This window comes from uncultured Clostridium sp., from assembly GCF_963527835.1.
Classification (GTDB): domain Bacteria; phylum Bacillota; class Clostridia; order Clostridiales; family Clostridiaceae; genus Clostridium.
The window spans coordinates 69,876-92,674 of the sequence record NZ_CAURTC010000007.1 but is presented as its reverse complement, the minus strand read 5'-3'; the positions used below and the strand labels follow the sequence as shown (position 1 = coordinate 92,674).

Sequence of the window (22,799 nt, the reverse complement as noted above, 5' to 3'; positions counted from 1 at the left end):
ATGGTTTAACTTAAATCATAAAGATACCACTTAACTTTTAACGCAAGTTATTACGATCATCCCTACTTAAAACTTTTCAGGTGAGTTCTCCAAGACTCTCTTCCTATCAATCTATCTTATAAGGCTTACACCATCCCTTACTCGCTTTAAGAATCAATTATAGTACTCTTCTTTTCACAAAACTTATCCATATTAATCTTCATTTATTATACAAATCAGTCTTAAATTTGTCAATCTTAAAAATACAAAATAAATAACTCATCATATGAATTACTTTTCAAATGATGTATAATGATAATATTAATCTTAAGAATTAAAATTAATATTAGTACTTTAAGGAGTTATAAAATGAAAAAAATAGGTGTTATTTACATTGGTTCTAATTCAGTTAAATTTACATTAATGAATGTAATGAAAAATGGATATTATAAAGTTATCGGAGAATCTAGTAGTGATATTAAACTTGCTTTAGATTTATTAGATGATAATAAACTATCTGATAGTAAAATAAACGAAACACTAGCAAATGTTCGTTCATTTAAATCATTATGTACTTTTTCAGAAGTAAAAGAAATCATAGCAGTTGCTACTTATACCTTAAAAAAAGCATCCAATTGTAATGAATTTCTTGAAAAAATAAAAAATCAGTTTGACATAACTGTTAATCTATTATCAGATGAGCAAGAAATATATTATAGTTACTTAGGGGTAACAAGAAGTATGTATGTAAATAATTCTCTTATTGTAGATATTTGTGGATCTTGTACTCATTTAACTTGGGTTAAAGATGGAAAAATAGAGAAAAATACTACAATTCCATTAGGGGCTTTAACTTATACATTCAAATATAATTTACAAGATAGAGTATGTTATGAAAACCTAGAAAAAGCCATATTATCTTTAACAAGTATATTAGATGACATTGAGTGGTTAAAAAAAGAAAATTTTGAGTCTATAATAGCTGTTGGTAGTACCGCTAGAACTCTTTGTAAAATTGATAAAGCTAAAAAAAGATATCCTTTTGACATTTTACACAACTACAAGTTAAATGAAAATGATGTTTATAAAATATATAACTTAATAAAATGTAAAGACTTTAAGCAGAGAACTAAAATAGATGGCTTATCTGTAGAAAAATCTGATCTAATAGTTGGTGGATTAAGTATACTAAATACTATAATTGAAAAAGTAAGATGTGATGATATTATAATATCTGGTCGTGGATTAAGAGAAGGTGTAATGTTTGAATATATAAATAATCATTATGAACCTATTGATGATATATTAGATTATAATTTAAATGGTATAATTGAATACTTAAATATAAATAGAGCACATGCTGAGCATGTATTTAACATAACATCCACTCTATTTAATGAATTAAAGCCTCTTCATAAGTTGGGCGACAAATATAATAACGTATTAAAAACTGCTACATTATTACATGATTCTGGAGTTAGCATTGATTATTATCATCATCATAAACATTCTTTTTATGTAATATTAAACTCCAATATTAATGGACTTAGTCATAGAGAATTGTTTATGAGCGCTGCTATTGCTGCTACCCATAACGAAAGAGATAAAGTAGCTTTACCACCTTTCTTTTCAATAATAAATAAATTAGATATAAAAGCTATAAATTCTATTAATATACTACTTATGATTGCTGAGCATTTAGATCTAAGTCTTGAAAGAGCTGTAGATTACTTAAGTATAGATATAAAAGAAGATAGTGTTTTAATTAATTTATCCTCACATTTAAATATTGATTTAGAAATAAAACAAGTACTTAAATTTAAAGATAGATTTAAAGATATTTACGGTAAAAATTTAGAAGTAAAACAAATATAAAAAATGAGTTCGAAAATATAATAAAATTTTCGAACTCATTTTTATTTACTTTATAATAATTATCTCTATTTTAAATTCTAACATTATAGTTTTATTTAATATAAAGTTAGAATTTATGCTTTTTATTATATTTTAAAACATAGTAAATACAATTGAAGCTAGTTTTATAGCCTTACCATATAAGAAATTAACTGGCACACTAATTATAAATCCACCAAAAAATATTATTCCTAGTAATATTAGCATTTGATATCTATATAACTTATCACCTATCTTATTAAATTTCTTTGGCATTAAGTCCTCTAATATTTTAAATCCGTCTAATCCAGGAATAGGCAATAAATTAAATACAGCAAAACTAATGTTAATAGCTATAATGTTACTAATCATAAGAGATATAACACTATAATAAGATTCTGGTAAAACATTAAATGCAAACCTAACAAATATTCCAAATAGTATTGAAAATACTAATGCAACAACTAAATTTGCACATATTCCTGCTATACTAACTTTTAAATCATCTTTATAATAATTCTTATATGCAGATGGATTAGTTCTAACTGGTTTTGTCCATCCAAATCTAAATAATAGTATCATTAAAAATCCCATAGGATCAATGTGAGCAATTGGATTTAATGTTAATCTTCCTTCAAACTTTGGGGTATTATCACCTAACGCATCTGCTACCTTTGCATGTGCATATTCATGAAATGTGAATGCAATTAAAATTGCAGGTATTGTTAAAAATATATTAAGTATCTTATCCATATCCATCCTCCTTACTTTTAATTTTTTATTCTGTTTAAACATATATTAATTTTCAAGACATTTTGCTATAAATCAACCATTGCCAACAAATAACCTAACCATATTTAAATAATGTAGACTTTATATTATTTAGCTTTATTATGATTTCTTAAGCAATAAAATAATGAAACTATCTCTTTAAATTAAAAATCTGTTTAAATACAGTTACAAACTTAATATTTTTAGAGATAGTTTCATATATAAAAATTCTTATTCTTCTACTAAACTAGTGTATGATAATTTTCCATCTACAACTGTAGCTATAAACTTTTCTTTTATTTCAACTAGTTTTCCATCATATGACATTTCTTTTCCTGTAGTAAGATTTTTTACTATTCCTTGAAGATTATCATTAATTAGTATTTCACTTTTACTATTAAAATATATATCTTTAGGATTTACTACTTCAGTTAAATCTACATTTTTCCATGCAGATGTATCTTCATCTACTGTACCATATATTATCTTTGATACTTTATCTGCTGTTATTTCACCAATATATATAACACCTTCAGCGTCAATTCCAAGTAAAGCTAATTCCTTATCTGATTTAATTGTTAATTTCTTGCTAGGACTTGTTGCATAAAAAGTATTGTTTATTTCATCTTCATAAATCAATCTGTCGTAACGTGGAATAACCTCCATATTACCTAATACATCAGATTCAAGAGCTACTCTTGTTAAGTCATGATTTATGTCTATTCTATAAACAGTATTCTTCATTCCACCTCTGTCTATGTCAACATAATACACTCCTGTAAGAACTGAAACACTTATCTTTTTTACTTCCATATTACTTTTATAGCTACATACTTCACTTACATCACTTTGAACTTTATTAGTTGGATCATATGTTACAAGCTTTATCTTATCTTCGCCATCTATATTAGTATTTTCAGCTATTACTATTCTGTCTCTATCAGATAGCCACTTATAATACATTATATCTCCGCCATCTTCAGTTTTAATTTCATTTTTTTCATTTGTTGATGTATCTTCTATGTATACTTTATCATTGTAATTATAAGTTAAATATCTTCCATCATAAGATATTTTTACATCTTCTGCACCATTTGGAATAGTTGCATTTACATTCTTAGTATCTGCTACATCAGTTTCTACTTTTTTTATCTTAAAATCTGAAGAATGTTTAAAAACAAAACTATCTAAAATGAACAAACCAGCAAATTGTAATATTAGAGATAGCATTCCCCAAGAAATTATTCTCTTAATAACTTTCATTATTTTTGTCTCTCCTTTTTACTCAACAATAATTGCTGTTGGTATTGCTCTTTCTCCTAAGCTATCTGATGGATTGTTTATTATCTTATCATTGTAATACATTGTTGTTGATTTTCCACCATCTAAGTTTATTGCATTTACAGCTCCACATTTATAGATTACTTCTTGAGCTTCTTTTAATGTAGCGCCTACACTTGTTGCACTTCTACCGTCTATAACCAAAAGAAGAATTGCACCATCTAATCTTTGACCTATTACAGTTCTTGGAGCTACTCCCCAACCGCCATCACCTGCCATTGGAGTCATTTTACCATTTACAACTAAAGTTGGAGTAAAGCTTAAAGCTTCTTCTATATTTAACTTCTTAAGTTCATTTACAGAATAATTTCCTACTATTAATTTACCTTCTTTTGTAATTCCTAATAAATCAGTTTTTTCATTCTCATTTTTATCATTAAAAATTACATTTCCTCGACTCATTATGACTCCTGTTGGAAGGCCTCCATTCCCAGTCCATTGAGCTGTTGAAGAACTATCTGTAAATCCGCCTCCATTTATTGCTGCTATTGCATTATTATTCTTTGCAATTTGAGATGTAGTCTCTCCTTCTACATTCATTTTAGAAGTATATCCTACTTTTACTCTAGTTGGGTCTTTTATTGTTAAAAGATATCCATTGTATTTAGGATTTTCTATTGTATGCAATTCAATATTAGAATCTTTTATTTTAGGTATTTCTACTTCATCAACATTTGTATTTTCCGAAGTTTCATCAACTGATGCGGTCCCTAAAATTTCAGCTATTTTTTCATCTGATAAAAACCATGTTGCTAAAAATTGATGATTCATAGATGTCATTGCAGCTCCGACAAATGTCCTTTTTGCATTTTCAAAAGGTCCATATAAAAGTACAAAAGGGCCTGTACAAGCTGTGAAAATAATCATAAATATTAAAAATCCTAAAACCCCTTTAAAAGAAACCTTTTTTCTTTTTTTTCTTTTTTTAGAACTATTGGGTCTAGCCTTTACAGCTTTCTTCTGCTTTTTTATGTTTTTATCCATGAAATTTTTCCTTTCTTTTTTCATTTCTAAAAGTGCTTATAATCATATGTAAATTAAAATCAGACTATCTTTATAATTATATAATACGAAAATTTAAAATTCAATAATTATGTTAGTAATTATTTTCAATATTCATCTTTATTATATATAATTTTTAATTTTTTTTCTTATTATGATATAATTTATTCAATAATTATATGTTTTTTACAAATTAATAATTATTCTTACAAAAATAATCTTAAATAATTTAAGGGGATATTTAATTATGGAAAATAAAATTTTAAATAAATTAAAAAATTCTACTGAATATATATCAGGAGAAACCTTAAGCTTAGAATTAAACATTTCAAGAAGTGCTATTTGGAAACATATTAAGACATTAAAAAACAAAGGCTATGTCATAGATGGGATTTCAAATAAAGGATATAAATTAATATCCTCACCTAATACATTGTTTCCAAGTGAAATAAGTCCATTATTAAGAACAAAAAAAATAGCTAAAGATATACAATATTTTTCTGAACTTCCGTCAACTAATAAAACTGCAAAACAACTAGCTGACAATAATAATATAAATGATGGAACATTAATAATTGCTGAAAAGCAAACATTAGGTAAAGGACGTTTTGACAGAAAGTGGACGTCACCCTCAAGCGGGATTTGGATGAGTTTAATATTAAAACCCAATATTCCACCTTCAGAAGCTTCAAAAATAACTCAAATTGCAGCGGCTTCAGTCTACAAAGCACTTTTAAACTTTGGAATTAATGTCCGTATAAAATGGCCTAATGATATTTTTATTAATGCTAAAAAGTTATGTGGTATTTTAACAGAAATGAAATGTGATATAGATAGAATACATTATTTGGTTTTAGGCATAGGATTAAACGTAAATTTAGATAGTGAAGAAATTACAGATGAACTTAAAGATATCGCTACATCATTAAAATTAGAATTCAATAAAACTTTCAGTAAAAGTTTAATACTTTCAGAAATTCTTAATAATTTTGAACTACTTTATGAAAAATTTATTTTAGAAAATGATATTTGTGAAGTATTAAATATATGTAGAAAAAATTCTAATCTTTTAAATGAAAAAGCAAAACTTATAACTTATCACAAAGAAGAAATAGTCACCTGTATTGGTATAAATGATAATGGTGAGCTTATTGTAAAAGATACAGATGGATGTGAAAAAGCTATAACAAGTGGCGAAATTAGCTTTAGACTTTAAGCCACGTTTTTTGGTTAAGAGTGGAGAGATAAGAATTGAGAGTTTTGGTTGAAAGTCTTAAAGACTTTCTAAATATATATTTTTTAAAATTCCACTAAAGAATTTTTTCATAAACTTTCAACTCTCCATTATCAATTCTCAACTAATATTTAACTTTAAGAATTATATAATTTCTTACACATTAAAAATAGGCTCTGCATTAAAACAGAGCCTTAAAATATATACTTTTATAATAATCTTATACCATACTTTTCACATGTTTCTAGATTTTTTTCATCCCAGATTGAAGCTTGTACTTCACCTATATGCGCTTTTTTCAGGAAGAACATACATATTCTTGATTGTCCTATTCCTCCACCAATTGTATATGGTAATTTACCTTCTAATAACATCTTGTGGAATTCAAGATTTTTTCTATCTTCACAATTAGCTTCTTTAAGTTGTCTTAGCAAAGCTTTTTCATCAACTCTAATTCCCATTGATGATACTTCAAATGCTCTATCTAAAATTGGATAATAGAAAATTATATCTCCATTCATAGTCCAATCATCATAATCCGGAGATCTACCATCATGTTTTTCTCCTGATTTTAATATATCCCCAATTTGCATTATAAATACTGCACCTTTTTCTTTAGCTATAAGATCTTCCCTTTCTTTTGCAGTCTTTCCTGGATACATATCTTCTAACTCTTGAGTAGTTATAAAGAAAATATCCTCTGGTAAAAATTTTTCTTCATCCATTGATTCTTTACAAGCAAAATCTTCAGCTTTTTTAAATACAGTATAGATTTTCTTTACTATGTTTTTTAAAGTATCTAATTTTCTATCTTCTTTATCTATTATTTTTTCCCAATCCCATTGGTCTACATAGATAGAATGAATATTATCTAAGTCTTCATCTCTCCTTATTGCATTCATATCTGTATATAAGCCTTCACCTGCTTCAAAGCCATATCTATATAAACTATATCTTTTCCATTTAGCTAATGAATGTACTATTTGTACATCTTTTCCTGTTGCTAAAACGTCAAAACTTACAGGTCTTTCTGAACCATTTAAATTATCGTTCATTCCTGTTTGAGGTTCAACAAATAAAGGTGCTGAAACTCTAGTTAAATTTAAGCTTTCTGCAAGGGCTCTTTCAAAAAAGTCTTTAATCTTCTTAATATGAATTTCTGTTTCTATCAATGAATTTTTGCTTTTATATCCTTCTGGAATAATAACATTTTCAATATTCATAAATAAATCCCCCTAAAATTATTACTGTATTACTTATACTTTTTAATAAATGTTTATTAAAAAAGAGGTCTCAGAATGCATTTGCATACTTGACCTCCTAAACATCCGTATTTCACTCATTCAGTATAATAAATTAATAATAACTTGTCAAATAAAATTTAAATTTCACATTTTGACACATGTTCTTTTAATACATTAGCTGAATTCTGTAACTTTTCTATTTCTTCTTCAGTTATATTTGGTTCTACTATTCTTACTGCTCCATTTCTATTAATTATAGTAGGTATAGCTAAATACATATCACTTATACCATACTCCCCTTGCATTAATGATGAAACAGTTAAAATAGCGTTTTCATCTCTAAGTATTGATTCTACTATTTTAGTTATTGCTAATCCAATTGCATAATAGGTAGCTTTTTTTCTACTTATTATTTCATATGCTGCATTTTTAACATCACTTTCAATAACACTTCTTATTTCTGCATCCCATTCTAATGAAAACTTCTTTGTATAATCATCAAATCCTTCTCCAGCAATACTTCCAGTACTCCAACTTACAACTTCACTGTCACCATGTTCACCTAAAACATATGCATGAACATTGTTGTTATTTACATTTAAATATTTACCTATAACATATTTTAGTCTTGATGTATCTAATACAGTACCTGTTCCTATTACTCTCTCTTTAGGGAATCCTGACAATTTATATGTAATATATGCCAAAATATCCACTGGATTAGATGCAACTAATAATATAGCATCTGGACTTGCTTTTGCTATTTCAGGAATAAATCCCTTAAATATATTATAATTCTTTTCAATTAAATCTAATCTAGTCTCGCCATCTTTTTGTGCTGCTCCTGCTGTAATTATAACTATGTCAGAATCTTTAGTTTCTGCTATGCTACCAGCATATATATTAACTGGTTTTACAAATGAAGTTCCATGAACTAAATCCATAACTTCTCCCATAGCCTTATCCATATTTATGTCACATATACAAATTTCTGTAGCCACTCCACTATTCATTAAAGCAAATGCTGTTGTTGATCCTACAAATCCTGCACCTATAATTGATACTTTACGTTTTCTCTCTCTTGCCATATCTAGTCCTCCTAAATATTCTATTCTTTTAATATATTATTATCAAAACGTTTATAAATTATTATTTTGCAAGTTTGTAAACATATTAAAATAATTTATTGTTATTTCCTATTAAATTAATTTTAAACAATATTATAAATATATTATTTCTAAAATAGTTCCTTATTTCTTTCTAAGTCAGTATACATTAAACAATAATCAAATTCAATAGCATTTAATAATAATTATTATTTGGTTAAATTAATTGAAAAACTTTAGAAATACTATATAATTAGATTTAGGCATTAATTAGAATAATGCCTTTATTTGTAGTATTACATACTATAATTAAATTTCTTATAAATTAAGGGAGGTATTATTTTATAATGAAATTATTATTTTTTGATACAGAAACTACTAGTATAAAACCAGGTAGTATCTGTCAATTAAGTTATATAACTGTAGATGCAAGTTCTAAGCCACAAATAACAACAGGTAAAAATTTCTTCTTTACAGTTGATGAAATGGAACCATCAGCTCAAGAAATCCATGGTTTTTCTTTAGAAAAACTATATGAATTATCAGAAGGTCACTATTTTGAAGATTTAGTTCCTGAATTCTTTAAAGATTTTATAGAATCTGATTTCTTAATAGGACATAATGTGAATTTTGATATTAGATTTTTAAAACATGAATTATCTTTATTAGGTGAAGAGTTCACCCCAAAACATTCTTTTTGTACAATGGCTCATTATAGAGATATTTGTAAGCTTCCTAAAGCAAATGGTGAAATTAAAAATCCTAAATTAGAAGAAGTAATAAATTTTCTTGGAATAACAAAGGATCAAATCACTAAAGCTTCTGATAAATTATTTAAAGGTAGTGGTAATTATCATGATGCAAGATTTGATACTACAGCAACTTATTTAACAGTAACTGAAGGATTAAAAAAAGGATATTTCCCAAAAGGATATTTTACAAAATTACTTAAAAAGAAATAATTATCGGAATTATTCCTTCCAAGGCGCTAATTTACCCATTCAGTTGATTAATTTATATATTTAATTCATATTTATTATCAAATTAAATTGAATATTTAGAGGATTACATTAATATTTATTAACATTAATATAATCCTCTAAATATTATATTATTATCAACAAATATTATATTGAATGAGGTGAATTCACATGAAAAAATATATTTGTGATATCTGTGGCTATATATATGATCCTGAAATAGGAGATGTAGATAGTAATATAGAACCTGGAATAAATTTTGAAGATTTACCTTGTAATTGGATTTGTCCTATATGTAATTTCGAGAAAGAAAACTTTTCTTTATTATTATAATTTTATTTTTATATGATAAAAAAATAAGGGGCTTTTAAATTTTAAAAGCTCCTTATTTCTATTTATTCTTCAATAATGCTTTGATACTTTTTAACTATTTCTTTATCCATAGCAGGAACTCCTTCTAATGGATATTTAAAGTTTAAAACATCATACTTGTTTTTTCCTAGCAAATGATATGGTAACAACTCTACTTTTTCAACTCCGCTTATATTAGATATGTATTTTTTTAAATTTCTTATATGTATTTCTCCATCAGTTAATCCTGGAACAACAACGTGTCTAATCCAAATTGGAGTTTTAGATCTTTCAGTTGCTTTTAAAAATTTTAATGATTCATCAATATCCACATAAGTTACATTCTTATAACCATCTTTATCATAGTGTTTTATATCAAATAAAACTAAGTCTACATATTTCAATATTTCATCATAATCTCCAAATCCAAAACCCGAAGTATCTAAACAAGTATTTATTCCTCTTTCTTTACATAATTTTAATACTTCTAGAAGAAATTCTGGTTGCCTTAAAGGTTCTCCACCTGAAAATGTAATTCCGCCATTAGAACTTTCAAAGTATGTTTTGTATCTCTCTATTTTTTTCACCAAATCTTCTGGAGTATATTCTTCCCCACCATCATAAGTCCATGTATCTGGATTATGACAGTATTTACATCTTAATGAACACCCTTGAAAAAATACAACTACCCTAATTCCTGGTCCATCTACTAATCCCATTGTTTCAATTGAGTGAATTCTTCCTTTAACCATTTTTCTATCCTCCTAGAACTACACCCCTGTCATTTAAGACAGGGGTATTAATTAAATTATGTTTATGAATTTATAATGATTTTAGTCTATGCTTTAATATATGTTGATATATGCATAAGCAAAGTGGACTGAGTAATTGAACTTAGGAATACTAAAATGACCATAGTCCCATTTTGGCTTGCTCCAAATATAAAATTTAGACAAGCCATAAATGTGACAATACTCATTAAGAATTCTCAAAGTCCAATTACAATGCCACTTCACCTATCATATATCAACAAATATTTAAAATATAGCTTTAATTATTTAATCTTAGATACTTTCGTGGAAAGTTCTACTTATAACTTCTAATTGTTGTTCTTTTGATAATCTGCTAAAGTTAACAGCATATCCAGAAACTCTAATTGTTAATGTCGGATATTTATCTGGATTTTCCATAGCATCTATTAATGTTTCTCTGTTAAGAACATTAACATTTAAATGATGTGCTCCTTGAACAAAATATCCATCTAAAATTGAAACTAAATTAGATATTCTTTGTTCTTCACTTTTTCCAAGTGCATCTGGTACAATTGAGAATGTGTTTGAAACACCATCTTGACAAACTTCATTGTAAGGTATTTTAGCAACTGAATTTAATGATGCTAATGCTCCATTTGCATCTCTTCCGTGCATTGGATTAGCTCCTGGTGCTAAAGGTTCACCTTTCTTTCTTCCATCTGGTGTTGTACCAGTTTTCTTACCATACATAACATTAGATGTAATTGTAAGTGCTGATAATGTATGCTTAGCATCTCTATATAAAGGATGTTTCTTAAGTTCATTTGAGAACTTAGTTACTAATTCTATTCCTAAATCATCTGCTCTATCATCATCATTTCCGTATTTAGGGAAGTCACCTTCAACTTTAAAGTCAATAGCTAATCCTTCTTCATTTCTTATTGGCTTAACTTTTGCATATTTAATAGCTGATAATGAATCTATTGCAACTGAAAGACCTGCAATACCAAACGCCATTAATCTATCTACCATAGTATCATGTAAAGCCATTTGTCCTGCTTCATAAGCATATTTATCATGCATATGATGGATTATATTCATTGTATCTACATAAATTTTAGCAACATATTCTAAAACTTTGAAATAATTCTCTTTTACTTTGTTGAAATCTAAAACTTCATCATTCATTGGTTCAATTCCAGGTATTACTTTCATACCTTTTAATTCATCACAACCACCATTTATTGCATATAAAAGTGATTTTGCAATATTACATCTTGCTCCGAAGAATTGCATTTGTTTACCAACTTTCATAGCTGATACACAACAAGCTATTGCGTAGTCATCACCATAAATTGGTCTCATTACTTCATCACTTTCATATTGAACTGCATCTGTCTTTATTGATATTTCTGCACAGTATTTTTTAAAGTTTTCTGGTAACTTATCTGACCATAAAACTGTTAAATTTGGTTCTGCTGAAGCACCTAAGTTTATTAATGTATGTAAATATCTAAATGAGTTCTTTGTTACCAATGTTTTTCCATTTATACCCATTCCACCAATTGATTCAGTTACCCATGTTGGATCTCCACCAAATAAATCATTGTATTCTGGAGTTCTTAAGTGTCTTACTAATCTTAATTTTATTATAAGTTGATCTACTAATTCTTGAGCTTCTTTTTCAGTTATTAATCCTGCTTCCAAATCTCTTTCAATATATATATCTAAGAAAGTTGAAGTTCTACCAAATGAAGTAGCAGCTCCATTATTTTCTTTAATTCCAGCTAAGTATCCAAAGTATAAAGCTTGTACAGCTTCTTTAGAATTTGATGCTGGTTTAGATATATCACAGCCATATTTAGCTGCCATTTCTTTTATTTCACTTAAAGCTCTAATTTGCATAGAAACTTCTTCTCTTTTTCTTACTAACTCATCAAGCATGTCCCCTTGAAGATTATCAAGATCATTTTTCTTTTCTTCTATTAAATAATCTATACCATAAAGAGCCACTCTTCTATAATCACCTATTATTCTTCCTCTACCATAAGCATCTGGAAGTCCTGTTAAAAGTCCTGCTGTTCTTGCAAGTCTTATTTCTTTTGTATAACCATCAAAAACTCCTTCATTGTGAGTTTTTCTATATCTTGAAAAATGTTTTTCTATATCTTTATCTAATTCATATCCATATTCTTTTAATGAAGTTTGTACCATTCTAAATCCACCAAATGGATTTACAATTCTTTTAAGTGGAGCATCAGTTTGAAGTCCTACTACTACTTCATTATCTTTATCTATATATCCTGCTTCATAATTATTTATTCCTGAAACCCTGTCGGTTGCAATATCTATTATTCCTTTTTTAACTTCTTCAACAATTAATGTGTATGCTTTGTCCCATACTTTTGATGTCTTTTCACTTATACTTTCTAAGAAGCTTGAATCTCCTTCGTATACCTTATAATTCTTTTGTATAAAGTTTCTTACGTCAATACCTTCTTGCCAAGTACCGTTTTTAAAACCTTCCCATTGTTTAAACATGATTTTGCCTCCTTGTTAATATATATCAAGAGAAAACTTTGTTAAATCTTTCTCAATCTCATTATAATATATTTTTATATAAATTCAAAGCTTTTTTATATTTTTTCTTAAATTTTATGTTATTTATATTAATAATCCCTTACACTTACTTATTTTGTATTTTCTCTTATTTATTTACTTATACTCTGCTTTATTGCATTTTTATCAAATAAATCATTATAAAGATTGTTATTTTTTTCTCAATTGAATTCACTAACACTATTAATATTACTATTTAAATGTCTTTTTAAATATAATTATTATCAATTGAAAATATATTGCAATTATTTATTTTTAAATATGTCCTTTTTGTCTAAAATTTGACACATTAAAGTGTTATAATTTTCATATATATTAATATATTTACATAATCAAAGGGGAATATCTATGACTAAAAAATCAAAAAAAACATCAATTTATTTAATTTTGCTCATCATTATAGGTTTAGCAACTTATTGCTTTATTTCTCATAGTGGTGTCCTTAAAAACAAATTAACAATTATCAACAATAAAGTACATTCAAATTTGCTACCAACAAATGATTTTAAAAGTACTTATATATCTAAAATAAATTTCGATGAAATGCCTATAGAAAATGTATCCGACTTAACTTTAAATATTTTAGATAAAACAACTATAAAAAATATACCAACTTTATTAAAAGCTCAAAGATATTATTTTCAAATCAAATCTATAGGTCAAATACTTGGCTATTCTGTTGATTACTCAAATAACGAATTAGAATTGGTAAAAGGCAATACTAATATAGTTATAAAAAATAATACATTTGAAAAAAACTCCAAAGAATTTAATCTTAGAGGAAATTCATTAATTCACAATGATGAAGTCTATATTTCATTATCTGATATAGAAAATATGTTTGATCTGATTGCAGTATTTGATTTTGATAAAAAAAGCATTAGCTTATTAAATAATGAAATAGTAAAACCTGAAAATCCTAATATTATATTTAGTAAAAAAATAGCAATGTTCAGATTTGAAGATTTTACATCTGGAGATAGTAATTTTGTAGATAAAAATCAAACTAAAGTAAAACTCATGGCAAATCTTCTATATTCTGAAGGAATAAAATTTCATGTTGGATGGATTCCTAGATTCAAAGCTCCTACAGAAGATATAGATAATGATTTATTAAAAAATACTAGTATAAATAACGTAGGTTTTATTAACTTACTAGACTATTTAATAAATAAAGGTGCTGAAATTGGCCTGCATGGTTATACCCACCAAAGTGGCAATGATAGAAGCGCTGTTGGAGAAGAATTATCTAAAGATGTAAATAATACAATAGAAGATACTAAAAAAGTAATTGAAAGTGGTATTGATGTTGCTAGTGCATTAAATATCCCTATAAGTTTTTATGAAAGTCCACATTATAAAGATACAAAACTTCAACAAAGTGTAATTGAAGAGTATTTTCAATATATATATGAACCTTACGACAACTCAACATCTAACTTATATAACAATAATAAAAATAATTTATATGTACCAACACCATTAGGATATGTTCAAGATCCTAATGATTTATCTTCCATAGTTGATGGATTAAAAAAGAATAATTCTAAAGTTTTAAATAGTTTCTTTTACCATCCATCAATAGAGTTAGATTTTATAAATTTTAAAATAGATAATGGCAAACTAGATATTGACTATAACACAAACTCTCCATTACAGCAAATTATAAAAGCAATTAAAGACTATAACTATACTACTATTCATATTACAGAATTAAAAAAATAAATAATTTAGTTATAAGTTACTGTAAAATATTGTATCTGTTTTACAGTAAAGTGTTATATATGCATAAGCAAAGTGGCATTGTAATTTGACTTTGAGAATAGTTAAATTACAATGCCACTTTATCTATTGCATATATAAACATCTATTTAAAACAAATGTTAATATTTAATTTTACTTGGCACCATATTCTTTATAATATTCATCTATTCTAGCTTTAATCTTATCATTAATTATAACTTTTCCGTTAACTTCTTTCTTATATAAATACTCTACAACTTCAGTCATTGTAACTATAGCACAAGCTTTAAAACCATACTTTTCTTCTAATTCTACTAATGCAGATTTTTCGCCTTGACCTTTTTCCATTCTATTAACTGATATAACAAGTCCTACTACATCTACATTTCCTTGTTCTTTTAATATAGGCATTGTTTCATAAATAGATTTTCCTGATGTTGTTACATCCTCTACTATTAAAACCCTATCTCTATCATTTAATTTACTTCCAAGAAGTATTCCAGTGTCTCCATGATCCTTAACTTCTTTTCTATTTGAACAATAACTTACATCTATTCCATACTTATCACTTAAAGCCATTGTAACTGTAACACTTAAAGGAATTCCTTTATACGCTGGTCCAAACACTATATTATAATCGTCATCATAATTTGCTTTTATAGCTTCAGCATAATATTCCCCTAATCTTTTTAATTGACTTCCTGTTCTATAATTTCCTGTGTTAACAAAGAAAGGTGTCTTTCTACCACTTTTAGTTACAAAATCTCCAAAAGTTAAAACCCCACACTCTATCATAAATTCAATAAACTCTTTTTTATATGCTTCCATTCTATATTCCTCCCAAATTTCATGCTGTATTTCAAATAGTGCATGTGTTGATATATGCATAAGCAAAGTGGACTGAGTAATTGAACTTAGGAATACTAAAATGAGTATAGTCCCATTTTAGCTTGCTCCCAATATAAAATTGAGACAAGCAGTAAATGTGACAATACTCATTAAGTATTCTCAAAGTCCAATTACAATGCCACTTTACCCATTGCATATATCAACACATATTTCACATTATATTTTAAATATGTATTAATATTTTTAAAAATTTCTATATCCGCCGTTTTATACTACAATATTAATAACCTTTTAAATTATACCAACAATTTCGTTTATGTCTTTTATTCCTTGTTCTTTGCAGAAAGTTTCCATTTCTTCTATGATTTCTTTTCCTGCCATAGGATTCACAAAATTTATTGTTCCTATTTGAACGGCTCTTGCTCCAGCCATGATAAATTCTATTGCATCTATCCCATTAGATATTCCACCTAGTCCTATTACTGGTATACTAACAGCTTTACTTACTTCATGTACCATTCTTAATGCTACTGGTTTTACTGCTGGTCCTGAAAGCCCTGCATATACATTGTTAAATATTGGCTTTCTTTTATATGGATCTATTGCCAACCCCTTTAATGTATTTATTAAGCTTAATGAATCTGCTCCTGCTTCTTCACATTTTGCTGCCATTTCAACTATATTTTCAGCATTTGGTGATAATTTAACCATAAGTGGTTTTTTACAAATTTTCTTTATTTCTTTTACAAAATCATAAGCTACTTCAGACTTAATTCCATATGCCATGCCACCACATTTTACATTTGGGCATGATATATTAAGTTCAATCATATTTACTGCAGTGTCATTTAACATTTCAATAGCTTTTGCATAATCTTCGAAGCATCCACCACCAACATTAGCTAAAATATTAGTGTTTAGTTCTTGCATCTTAGGTAATTCGTTTTTTATAAATCCTTCTATACCTGGATTTTGTAATCCTACAGAATTCATCATTCCAGATGGAGTTTCAAATACCCTAATGCCTTCATTACCGTCTTTAATATTAAGAGTTAATCCCTTAGAAGATATTCCCCCTAACATCCCTACATCATAAAAATTGTTATATTCTGCACCAAAACCAAAAGTTCCTGAAGCTGCTATAACTGGATTTTTAAATTCAACACCATTTATATTTACTTTTAACATAACTTCACTCTCCCCTCTGATTTACAATTCCACATAATATCCATCAAATACTGGACCATCTTTGCATGTTCTTTTATTTCCACCTTTAGTTTCACAAGTACATACTAAACAAGCACCTACACCACAAGCCATATGTTTTTCCATTGACACGTACACTTTAACCTTCTTTTCTTTGCACATTTCAACAACCTTTTTCATCATGATTTCTGGCCCACAGCATAATACAATATCATATTCTTCTGGTTTTAATATGTCTGTAACAAAACCTTTATGGCCATGCTTTCCTGTATTAGTAGTAACCTCTACTTTATTAGCATATTTAGATAACTCATCTACCAAATAAATATCATCTCTAAATCCTGCATAAACATCTATAAGCCCATAATTATTATTTCTTCTAAGAACTTTGCAAACTTCAACCATTGGTGCTGTTCCGATTCCTCCTGAAACTATTGCAACTTTTCCTAGATATTCATCTAAATCAAATCCATTTCCTAATGGACCTGTAAGGTTTATGTAATCCCCTTCTTGAAGCTTTGAAAATTCTTCTGTTCCTTTTCCTACTACTGCATATAAAAAAGTTATTTTATTATCTTCTTTTTCACATATGCTTATAGGCCTTGGAAGCAAAGTTTGACCATCAATCTTAAGCATATAGAATTGTCCTGCTTTTATGACATTATCATCTTCACACACCATTTTATATATATTATCAACTACTTTTTCATTTGAAAGTATCTTTGATTTTTTATAATTTGTACTCATTTTACCACCTCTTACAGACTATCTACTGCTTTCTTTATTTCATCTCTCATTCTTATTGCTTCTTCTCTTGCGCATAACGCAAATTCACTTTCTCTATTTTGTTTTTTATAAGCTAAAAGTATTCCCCTTGATGAATTTACAACTCCACCATTTCCATTATTTAAATACATTGCTACATCTTCTGCTTTTCCACCTTGAGCTCCATATCCAGGAATTAAGAAGAACATTGAACTAAATCTTTTTCTTAATTCTTTTCCTTCTTCAACATGAGTACATCCAATTACTCCGCCTAATGGATGATAACCACATTTTGAAATAATATTTTCTCCCATTTTCATAAGCTTATCACCAACTAAATGATAAACCTTATCTCCTGTAGTTGTATCTAAATACTCTATATCTTCAGCACCCTTATTTGATGTTCTAACTAAACTGAATATTCCCTTTTTTCCACTTTCTAAATATGGGACATATGGTTCTATACTATCCATTCCCATATAAGGACTTAGTGTTATAAAGTCTGCTTCAAAATCTCCTTCAAAATGGGCTTTAGCATACATTTTTGCAGTAGCTGCTATGTCGCCTCTTTTTATATCAGCTATTATAATTTCATCTTTTTCTCTTAGATATTCTAATGTCTTCTTATAAGCTAACAATCCATCTAATCCTAAAGCTTCATAATAAGCTATTTGCACTTTGAAACATGCTGCCACATCATATGTAGCATCTATAATTTGTTTATTAAATTCAAATATAGCTTCACTTGGTGTTTTTCCGTTTCTTATGTGTTCTGGGATATAATCTAAAGATGTATCTAATCCAACACATACAACACCTCTTTTTTCAACTCTATCATATAGCTTATTCATTATATTAATCATCATAGCAACTCTCCTCCAAATTTATATATTAAATATTATTATATTTTAAATATATGTTGATATAGGCAAAGTGGCATCTTACCAGTTCACTTTGCTTGCACATATATTAACATTTTCTTAAAACATATATATTTCTCTACTTCTTATATTTAATTTTTCCGCCCTTTACTGTAGCAAGTATTTCCCCATGATACTCCATACCTTCAAATGGTGTATTTCTTCCTTTTGATGCAAATTCTTTCGAATGTATCTTTATTTTTTTATCTATATCTATTAAAACTAAATCAGCATCTAACCCTATACTAATTTTCCCTTTATTCATTCCTAATAACTGTGCTGGATTAAGCGACATAAGTTTGCTTAGTTCATTTAATGAAATATCATTTTCTCTTACTAGCTTTGTATAACATATTGGAAAAGCAGTTTCTAATCCAACCATTCCTGGAGAACCCTTAGCTTTTTCTTCTAATGTATGTGGTGCATGATCTGTTCCTATTGTATCTATCATACCTAGCTTAATTGCTTTTATTATTTCCTCTACATCATCTTTTTTTCTTATTGGTGGATTAACTCTATAATCATTTATATCCTTAGTTAAACCTATGTGATGCGGTGTTACTTCTAATGTTATATTTACTCCTTCATTCTTAGCAGCAATAATATGTTTTAATGCCTCTTTAGTGCTTACATGGCACATATGTAGATGTGCTCCTGTTATCTTAGCAAGTTCCACATCTCTAATGGTCATCATATTTTCAGCTATTCTCATATCAATTTTAGAAAACTCTGGACTTTCAGCATGTGACATAAGCACCCAGTTGTTTTCTTTTGCAATTTTCATTGCTTCAAGCATTGTGTTAGAATTTGATACTCCAACACCATCATCTGAAATTGCTTTAACTTCCTTATCATCTTTAAATCCATTTAGATGATCTAAAGTTTTTCCATCAAAATTCTGAGTTACTGAAATGCATTGATGTATATCAATTAAATCTAAGTCTTTTGATTTATCTCTAACATATTGTACTACTTCTTTAGATGAGCATATCGGCTTCGTATTTGCCATCAAGCATACACCAGTGTAACCACCTCTTAAAGCTGCTTTTGATCCACTCTCTAGATCCTCTTTCCACGTAAGCCCTGGATCTCTAAAATGAGCATGTGTATCAATAAATGCTGGCATTAATATCTTTCCATGGCAATCAAATCTCTCAACATTGTCTTTATTTATTTCCTGCGCAATTTCACTTATCAATCCATCTTTTATATAAATATCACCATTAAAATCCTGTATTGCATCTATAATTCTTGCATTTTTAATTAAAAGTTCCACTTAACTCACTCTCCCACACTTATTACACTTCAGATAATTTTGTTATTTCATCACAATATTCACATCTATAAGTACCTTTTTCCTTATCTAGTAATACAAAAGAGTGTGCCACATATTTTTCATATTGAGTTATACATCTTGAATTTTTGCACTTTAATATATTGGTTACTTTCTTTGGTAATCTAGGTTTTATCTTACCTACTATTTCCTCATTTTCAACTTCATTTATAGTTATACTTGGAGAAAGTAATCCTAATATTGTATAATCTAACTCTCTACAGTTTTCTATCTTTATTATGTCTTTCTTACCTAATGCTTCACTTTTTGCATTTATTATTAAAGCAACACTGCAATTACTGTTATCTAAACCTAAATAGTTAAATATTTTTATTCCCATTCCAGCTTCAATATGATCTATAACTAATCCATTTTTTAAACTTGTGATTTCTAACATCTATAACACCCCCAAAAGTTTAGCCATTAATGCCATTCTTGCATACATTCCGTATTCAGCCTGTTTAAAGTATGCTGCTCTTTTATCATAATCAACTTCACATGCAATTTCATTTACTCTTGGCAGAGGATGCATAACTATCATATCGTCTTTTGCTAGATTCATTTTTTCTTTATTTAATATATAACTATCTCTCAGTCTTAGATATTCTTCCTCATTAAAGAATCTCTCTTTTTGTATTCTAGTCATATATAATATATCAACTTTATCTATGACCTCTTCTAATCGCTCTACTTCTAAAAACTCAATATTATTTTTTCTAAGTATTTCTTCTCTTATATAATCTGGTATTCTTAATTCTTTTGGCGAGATAAGTAAAAATTTATTCCCTTCATATCTAGACATTGCTTTTATTAACGAATGAACTGTTCTTCCATATTTTAGATCACCACATATGCCAATAGTGTGGTTATTTAAACCTTTCTTAAGCATTTCTATTGTTAATAAATCAGTAAGAGTTTGAGTTGGATGTTGATGTCCACCATCTCCTGCATTAATAATTGGAACATTTGAATAAAGACTTGCTACTTTAGCTGATCCTTCTTTAGGATGCCTCATTGCTATTATATCAGTATAAATTGATACCATTTTGATTGTGTCAGATAAAGTTTCACCCTTTGATGTTGATGATGAATTTGGCTCAGAAAAGCCAAGTATTTTTCCACCAAGTCTCATCATAGCTGCTTCAAAGCTAAATCTAGTTCTTGTACTTGGCTCGTAAAATAAAGTTGCTAATATTTTCCCATCACAAACATGAGAAAACTTTTCTGGATCTGAAATTATTTCATGGGCTAATTTAAAAATTTCTTCTAATTCTTCTACTGTAAAATCCATTGGATCTATTAAATGTTTGTCTTTTATCATATTGATATCACTCCTTTTTAAGTATACAGAAAAACTTATAAAAAGTTATACCAAAGCGATCTAAAAGTCTTTTAGATAGTGCCATATCTCATAGATTTAATTAATTTACTAAATTTAATTTTAGCATTTTATACCCTTAATTATTTTAAATAACCAATTACATTTGCATATAATTAATTGTATAAAAAAAGCCTTCTTCACGCATGAAGGAAGGCATAATTAATCCTAAATATGGTATTATATAACTTCCTTGCTGATCTCTCTGGATCAAATTAAAGGTTATTCTTTGTGTAAGAATAACATTTATTTTATGTCATGTCAAGAATAAAAAAGTTATTAAATTACATTTTAATTTTTCGATATTAATTACTAAGAATTTTTTATATTTTTTTCTGTACACTAAAATTGCAGTTGATTTTATATTCTATCTACTTAAAACTTAATTTATACTAGAGGCAAAAAAATTGCACTAGTAAATATTCAAATAATTCACCAGTGCAACTTTATATAATAATATTATTTTTATAGATGTGGAGTTACTATTCCTTTATACATAAGTATTGCAAATACTATACCTGCAATTATTCTATATATTGCAAACACTCTCATAGGTTTCTTCTTTAAGTAAGCAACAAACCCTTCCATTACTACTAATGAAACTATGAAAGCTACTATGAACCCTACTATTAAAGCAACCCAATTAGTTGAATTCATAAGTGCAAAATCAAATTCAAAAAGATCTTTTGCTGATGATCCAACCATTGCTGGAATTGCTAAAAAGAATGAGAACTCTGCTGCTATTGGTGTTGAAAGACCTGCTACCCAGCCACCCATAATTGTAGAAGCACTTCTTGACATTCCAGGCCACATTGATAAAACTTGAAATAATCCAATCTTTATAGATTGCATTGGAGTTATTCTATCTATATTTTTAACAGAGTGTCTTTTTTTTCTAAATATATTTTCTATTACTATTAATAAAATACCACCAACTATAAACCCTACTACTACTGCTTGTGGTTTAAATAATGCTTTTATTTTACTATAATATAATATTCCAACTACACCTGCTGGTATTGATCCTATTAAAACATTTATTCCAAATTTAAATCCAACTTCACCTTTTTTTCCACCTGTAAAAATGTATGTGAAGAATTCAATAACGCTGTCCTTTATTTTTTCCCAATATAATACAACCACTGCAAGTATTGCTCCTAATTGTATTACAACTTCAAACATCTTAACAAATTCACCTTGGAAATTTATTAAGTCTGACGCAAGTATCATATGTCCTGTTGATGATACTGGAACAAATTCAGTAAGTCCTTCAACTATTGCTACAATAATTGCTTTAAATATGAATAAAAAGTCTAATCCCATTCTTTTATCA

At 27.7% G+C, this 22,799-nt stretch carries 20 protein-coding genes and 1 other annotated feature (1 of these 21 only partly in view); of the genes, 5 read left to right on the top strand and 15 right to left on the bottom strand.

Going from position 1 to position 22,799, the window contains the following annotated elements:
- Nucleotides 1–187, bottom strand: a binding site (T-box leader) (it extends 43 nt beyond the left edge of the window).
- A gap of 161 nt (nt 188–348) precedes the next feature.
- The gene (locus tag RYM86_RS06055; protein ID WP_315078684.1) at nt 349–1,854 is read left to right on the top strand and encodes a Ppx/GppA phosphatase family protein; all 1,506 of its coding nucleotides are present in this window, start codon (nt 349–351) and stop codon (nt 1,852–1,854) included.
- Between the two features lie 132 nt (nt 1,855–1,986).
- Here the strand turns inward: RYM86_RS06055 and RYM86_RS06050 are convergent, their stop codons facing one another.
- The 3 genes from RYM86_RS06050 to RYM86_RS06040 form a co-directional block, all read right to left on the bottom strand.
- On the bottom strand, nt 1,987–2,625 hold the full coding sequence (locus tag RYM86_RS06050) for a site-2 protease family protein (RefSeq protein WP_315078682.1): 639 nt from the start codon (nt 2,623–2,625) through the stop codon (nt 1,987–1,989).
- Nucleotides 2,626–2,874: 249 nt separating this feature from the next.
- On the bottom strand, nt 2,875–3,906 hold the full coding sequence (locus RYM86_RS06045) for a dipeptidyl-peptidase IV (RefSeq protein WP_315078681.1): 1,032 nt from the start codon (nt 3,904–3,906) through the stop codon (nt 2,875–2,877).
- An 18-nt stretch (nt 3,907–3,924) separates the two neighbouring features.
- The gene (locus tag RYM86_RS06040; protein WP_315078679.1) at nt 3,925–4,968 is read right to left on the bottom strand and encodes a phosphodiester glycosidase family protein; all 1,044 of its coding nucleotides are present in this window, start codon (nt 4,966–4,968) and stop codon (nt 3,925–3,927) included.
- 265 nt (nt 4,969–5,233) lie between these two features.
- Between RYM86_RS06040 and RYM86_RS06035 the strand changes: the two genes are divergently transcribed.
- Nucleotides 5,234–6,202, top strand: coding sequence for a biotin--[acetyl-CoA-carboxylase] ligase (locus tag RYM86_RS06035; RefSeq protein ID WP_315078677.1), 969 nt, complete (start codon nt 5,234–5,236; stop codon nt 6,200–6,202).
- A gap of 227 nt (nt 6,203–6,429) precedes the next feature.
- On the opposite strand, the gene asnA is transcribed toward RYM86_RS06035, so the two are convergent.
- Nucleotides 6,430–7,443, bottom strand: coding sequence for an aspartate--ammonia ligase (asnA, locus tag RYM86_RS06030; protein ID WP_315078674.1), 1,014 nt, complete (start codon nt 7,441–7,443; stop codon nt 6,430–6,432).
- Between the two features lie 158 nt (nt 7,444–7,601).
- Entirely contained in the window at nt 7,602–8,552 is a 951-nt protein-coding gene (locus RYM86_RS06025; RefSeq protein WP_315078672.1) for an L-lactate dehydrogenase, read from the bottom strand.
- A 365-nt stretch (nt 8,553–8,917) separates the two neighbouring features.
- Here RYM86_RS06025 and RYM86_RS06020 point away from each other — a divergent pair, with 365 nt between their 5' ends.
- Nucleotides 8,918–9,532 (top strand): 3'-5' exonuclease, encoded by a 615-nt coding sequence (locus tag RYM86_RS06020; RefSeq protein WP_315078670.1) that lies wholly within the window; start codon nt 8,918–8,920, stop codon nt 9,530–9,532.
- Between the two features lie 189 nt (nt 9,533–9,721).
- Nucleotides 9,722–9,883 carry a rubredoxin gene (locus RYM86_RS06015; RefSeq protein WP_315078668.1) on the top strand — a complete coding sequence of 54 codons (162 nt, stop codon included), beginning with the start codon at nt 9,722–9,724 and terminating at the stop codon, nt 9,881–9,883.
- Between the two features lie 62 nt (nt 9,884–9,945).
- On the opposite strand, the gene pflA is transcribed toward RYM86_RS06015, so the two are convergent.
- Nucleotides 9,946–10,653: a pyruvate formate-lyase-activating protein gene (gene pflA / locus RYM86_RS06010; RefSeq protein WP_315078666.1), complete on the bottom strand. Its 708-nt coding sequence runs from the start codon at nt 10,651–10,653 to the stop codon at nt 9,946–9,948.
- Nucleotides 10,654–10,965: 312 nt separating this feature from the next.
- Entirely contained in the window at nt 10,966–13,194 is a 2,229-nt protein-coding gene (pflB, locus tag RYM86_RS06005; RefSeq protein WP_315078664.1) for a formate C-acetyltransferase, read from the bottom strand.
- A gap of 426 nt (nt 13,195–13,620) precedes the next feature.
- Between pflB and RYM86_RS06000 the strand changes: the two genes are divergently transcribed.
- Nucleotides 13,621–14,997, top strand: a complete 1,377-nt coding sequence (locus RYM86_RS06000) for a DUF2334 domain-containing protein (RefSeq protein WP_315078661.1) — start codon at nt 13,621–13,623, stop codon at nt 14,995–14,997.
- A 171-nt stretch (nt 14,998–15,168) separates the two neighbouring features.
- Here the strand turns inward: RYM86_RS06000 and pyrE are convergent, their stop codons facing one another.
- The 8 genes from pyrE to RYM86_RS05960 all read right to left on the bottom strand — a co-directional run bounded on the left by pyrE (nt 15,169) and on the right by RYM86_RS05960 (nt 22,789).
- A complete protein-coding gene (gene pyrE / locus RYM86_RS05995) occupies nt 15,169–15,843 on the bottom strand; it encodes an orotate phosphoribosyltransferase (RefSeq protein WP_315078658.1) in 675 nt (224 codons plus the stop codon).
- Nucleotides 15,844–16,155: 312 nt separating this feature from the next.
- Nucleotides 16,156–17,052 (bottom strand): dihydroorotate dehydrogenase, encoded by an 897-nt coding sequence (locus RYM86_RS05990; RefSeq protein ID WP_315078655.1) that lies wholly within the window; start codon nt 17,050–17,052, stop codon nt 16,156–16,158.
- Nucleotides 17,053–17,073: 21 nt separating this feature from the next.
- Complete coding sequence (locus tag RYM86_RS05985; protein WP_315078652.1) at nt 17,074–17,817, bottom strand: dihydroorotate dehydrogenase electron transfer subunit; 744 nt, start codon at nt 17,815–17,817, stop codon at nt 17,074–17,076.
- An 11-nt stretch (nt 17,818–17,828) separates the two neighbouring features.
- Nucleotides 17,829–18,701, bottom strand: a complete 873-nt coding sequence (pyrF, locus tag RYM86_RS05980) for an orotidine-5'-phosphate decarboxylase (RefSeq protein ID WP_315078650.1) — start codon at nt 18,699–18,701, stop codon at nt 17,829–17,831.
- Between the two features lie 133 nt (nt 18,702–18,834).
- Complete coding sequence (locus tag RYM86_RS05975) at nt 18,835–20,031, bottom strand: dihydroorotase (RefSeq protein WP_315078648.1); 1,197 nt, start codon at nt 20,029–20,031, stop codon at nt 18,835–18,837.
- Between the two features lie 22 nt (nt 20,032–20,053).
- Complete coding sequence (locus RYM86_RS05970) at nt 20,054–20,485, bottom strand: aspartate carbamoyltransferase regulatory subunit (protein WP_315078644.1); 432 nt, start codon at nt 20,483–20,485, stop codon at nt 20,054–20,056.
- Nucleotides 20,486–21,409: an aspartate carbamoyltransferase gene (gene pyrB, locus RYM86_RS05965; RefSeq protein ID WP_315078641.1), complete on the bottom strand. Its 924-nt coding sequence runs from the start codon at nt 21,407–21,409 to the stop codon at nt 20,486–20,488.
- A 522-nt stretch (nt 21,410–21,931) separates the two neighbouring features.
- On the bottom strand, nt 21,932–22,789 hold the full coding sequence (locus tag RYM86_RS05960; RefSeq protein WP_315078638.1) for an undecaprenyl-diphosphate phosphatase: 858 nt from the start codon (nt 22,787–22,789) through the stop codon (nt 21,932–21,934).
- Nucleotides 22,790–22,799 lie beyond the last annotated feature (10 nt).

What these genes read in the sequence shown, in the direction of transcription:
- RYM86_RS06055 (WP_315078684.1), top strand. Translation starts at nt 349, where the DNA reads ATGAAAAAAATAGGTGTTATTTACATTGGTTCTAATTCAGTTAAATTT.
- RYM86_RS06050 (WP_315078682.1), bottom strand. Translation starts at nt 2,625, where the DNA reads ATGGATAAGATACTTAATATATTTTTAACAATACCTGCAATTTTAATT.
- RYM86_RS06045 (WP_315078681.1), bottom strand. Translation starts at nt 3,906, where the DNA reads ATGAAAGTTATTAAGAGAATAATTTCTTGGGGAATGCTATCTCTAATA.
- RYM86_RS06040 (WP_315078679.1), bottom strand. Translation starts at nt 4,968, where the DNA reads ATGGATAAAAACATAAAAAAGCAGAAGAAAGCTGTAAAGGCTAGACCC.
- RYM86_RS06035 (WP_315078677.1), top strand. Translation starts at nt 5,234, where the DNA reads ATGGAAAATAAAATTTTAAATAAATTAAAAAATTCTACTGAATATATA.
- asnA (WP_315078674.1), bottom strand. Translation starts at nt 7,443, where the DNA reads ATGAATATTGAAAATGTTATTATTCCAGAAGGATATAAAAGCAAAAAT.
- RYM86_RS06025 (WP_315078672.1), bottom strand. Translation starts at nt 8,552, where the DNA reads ATGGCAAGAGAGAGAAAACGTAAAGTATCAATTATAGGTGCAGGATTT.
- RYM86_RS06020 (WP_315078670.1), top strand. Translation starts at nt 8,918, where the DNA reads ATGAAATTATTATTTTTTGATACAGAAACTACTAGTATAAAACCAGGT.
- RYM86_RS06015 (WP_315078668.1), top strand. Translation starts at nt 9,722, where the DNA reads ATGAAAAAATATATTTGTGATATCTGTGGCTATATATATGATCCTGAA.
- pflA (WP_315078666.1), bottom strand. Translation starts at nt 10,653, where the DNA reads ATGGTTAAAGGAAGAATTCACTCAATTGAAACAATGGGATTAGTAGAT.
- pflB (WP_315078664.1), bottom strand. Translation starts at nt 13,194, where the DNA reads ATGTTTAAACAATGGGAAGGTTTTAAAAACGGTACTTGGCAAGAAGGT.
- RYM86_RS06000 (WP_315078661.1), top strand. Translation starts at nt 13,621, where the DNA reads ATGACTAAAAAATCAAAAAAAACATCAATTTATTTAATTTTGCTCATC.
- pyrE (WP_315078658.1), bottom strand. Translation starts at nt 15,843, where the DNA reads ATGGAAGCATATAAAAAAGAGTTTATTGAATTTATGATAGAGTGTGGG.
- RYM86_RS05990 (WP_315078655.1), bottom strand. Translation starts at nt 17,052, where the DNA reads ATGTTAAAAGTAAATATAAATGGTGTTGAATTTAAAAATCCAGTTATA.
- RYM86_RS05985 (WP_315078652.1), bottom strand. Translation starts at nt 17,817, where the DNA reads ATGAGTACAAATTATAAAAAATCAAAGATACTTTCAAATGAAAAAGTA.
- pyrF (WP_315078650.1), bottom strand. Translation starts at nt 18,701, where the DNA reads ATGATGATTAATATAATGAATAAGCTATATGATAGAGTTGAAAAAAGA.
- RYM86_RS05970 (WP_315078644.1), bottom strand. Translation starts at nt 20,485, where the DNA reads ATGTTAGAAATCACAAGTTTAAAAAATGGATTAGTTATAGATCATATT.
- pyrB (WP_315078641.1), bottom strand. Translation starts at nt 21,409, where the DNA reads ATGATAAAAGACAAACATTTAATAGATCCAATGGATTTTACAGTAGAA.
- RYM86_RS05960 (WP_315078638.1), bottom strand. Translation starts at nt 22,789, where the DNA reads ATGGGATTAGACTTTTTATTCATATTTAAAGCAATTATTGTAGCAATA.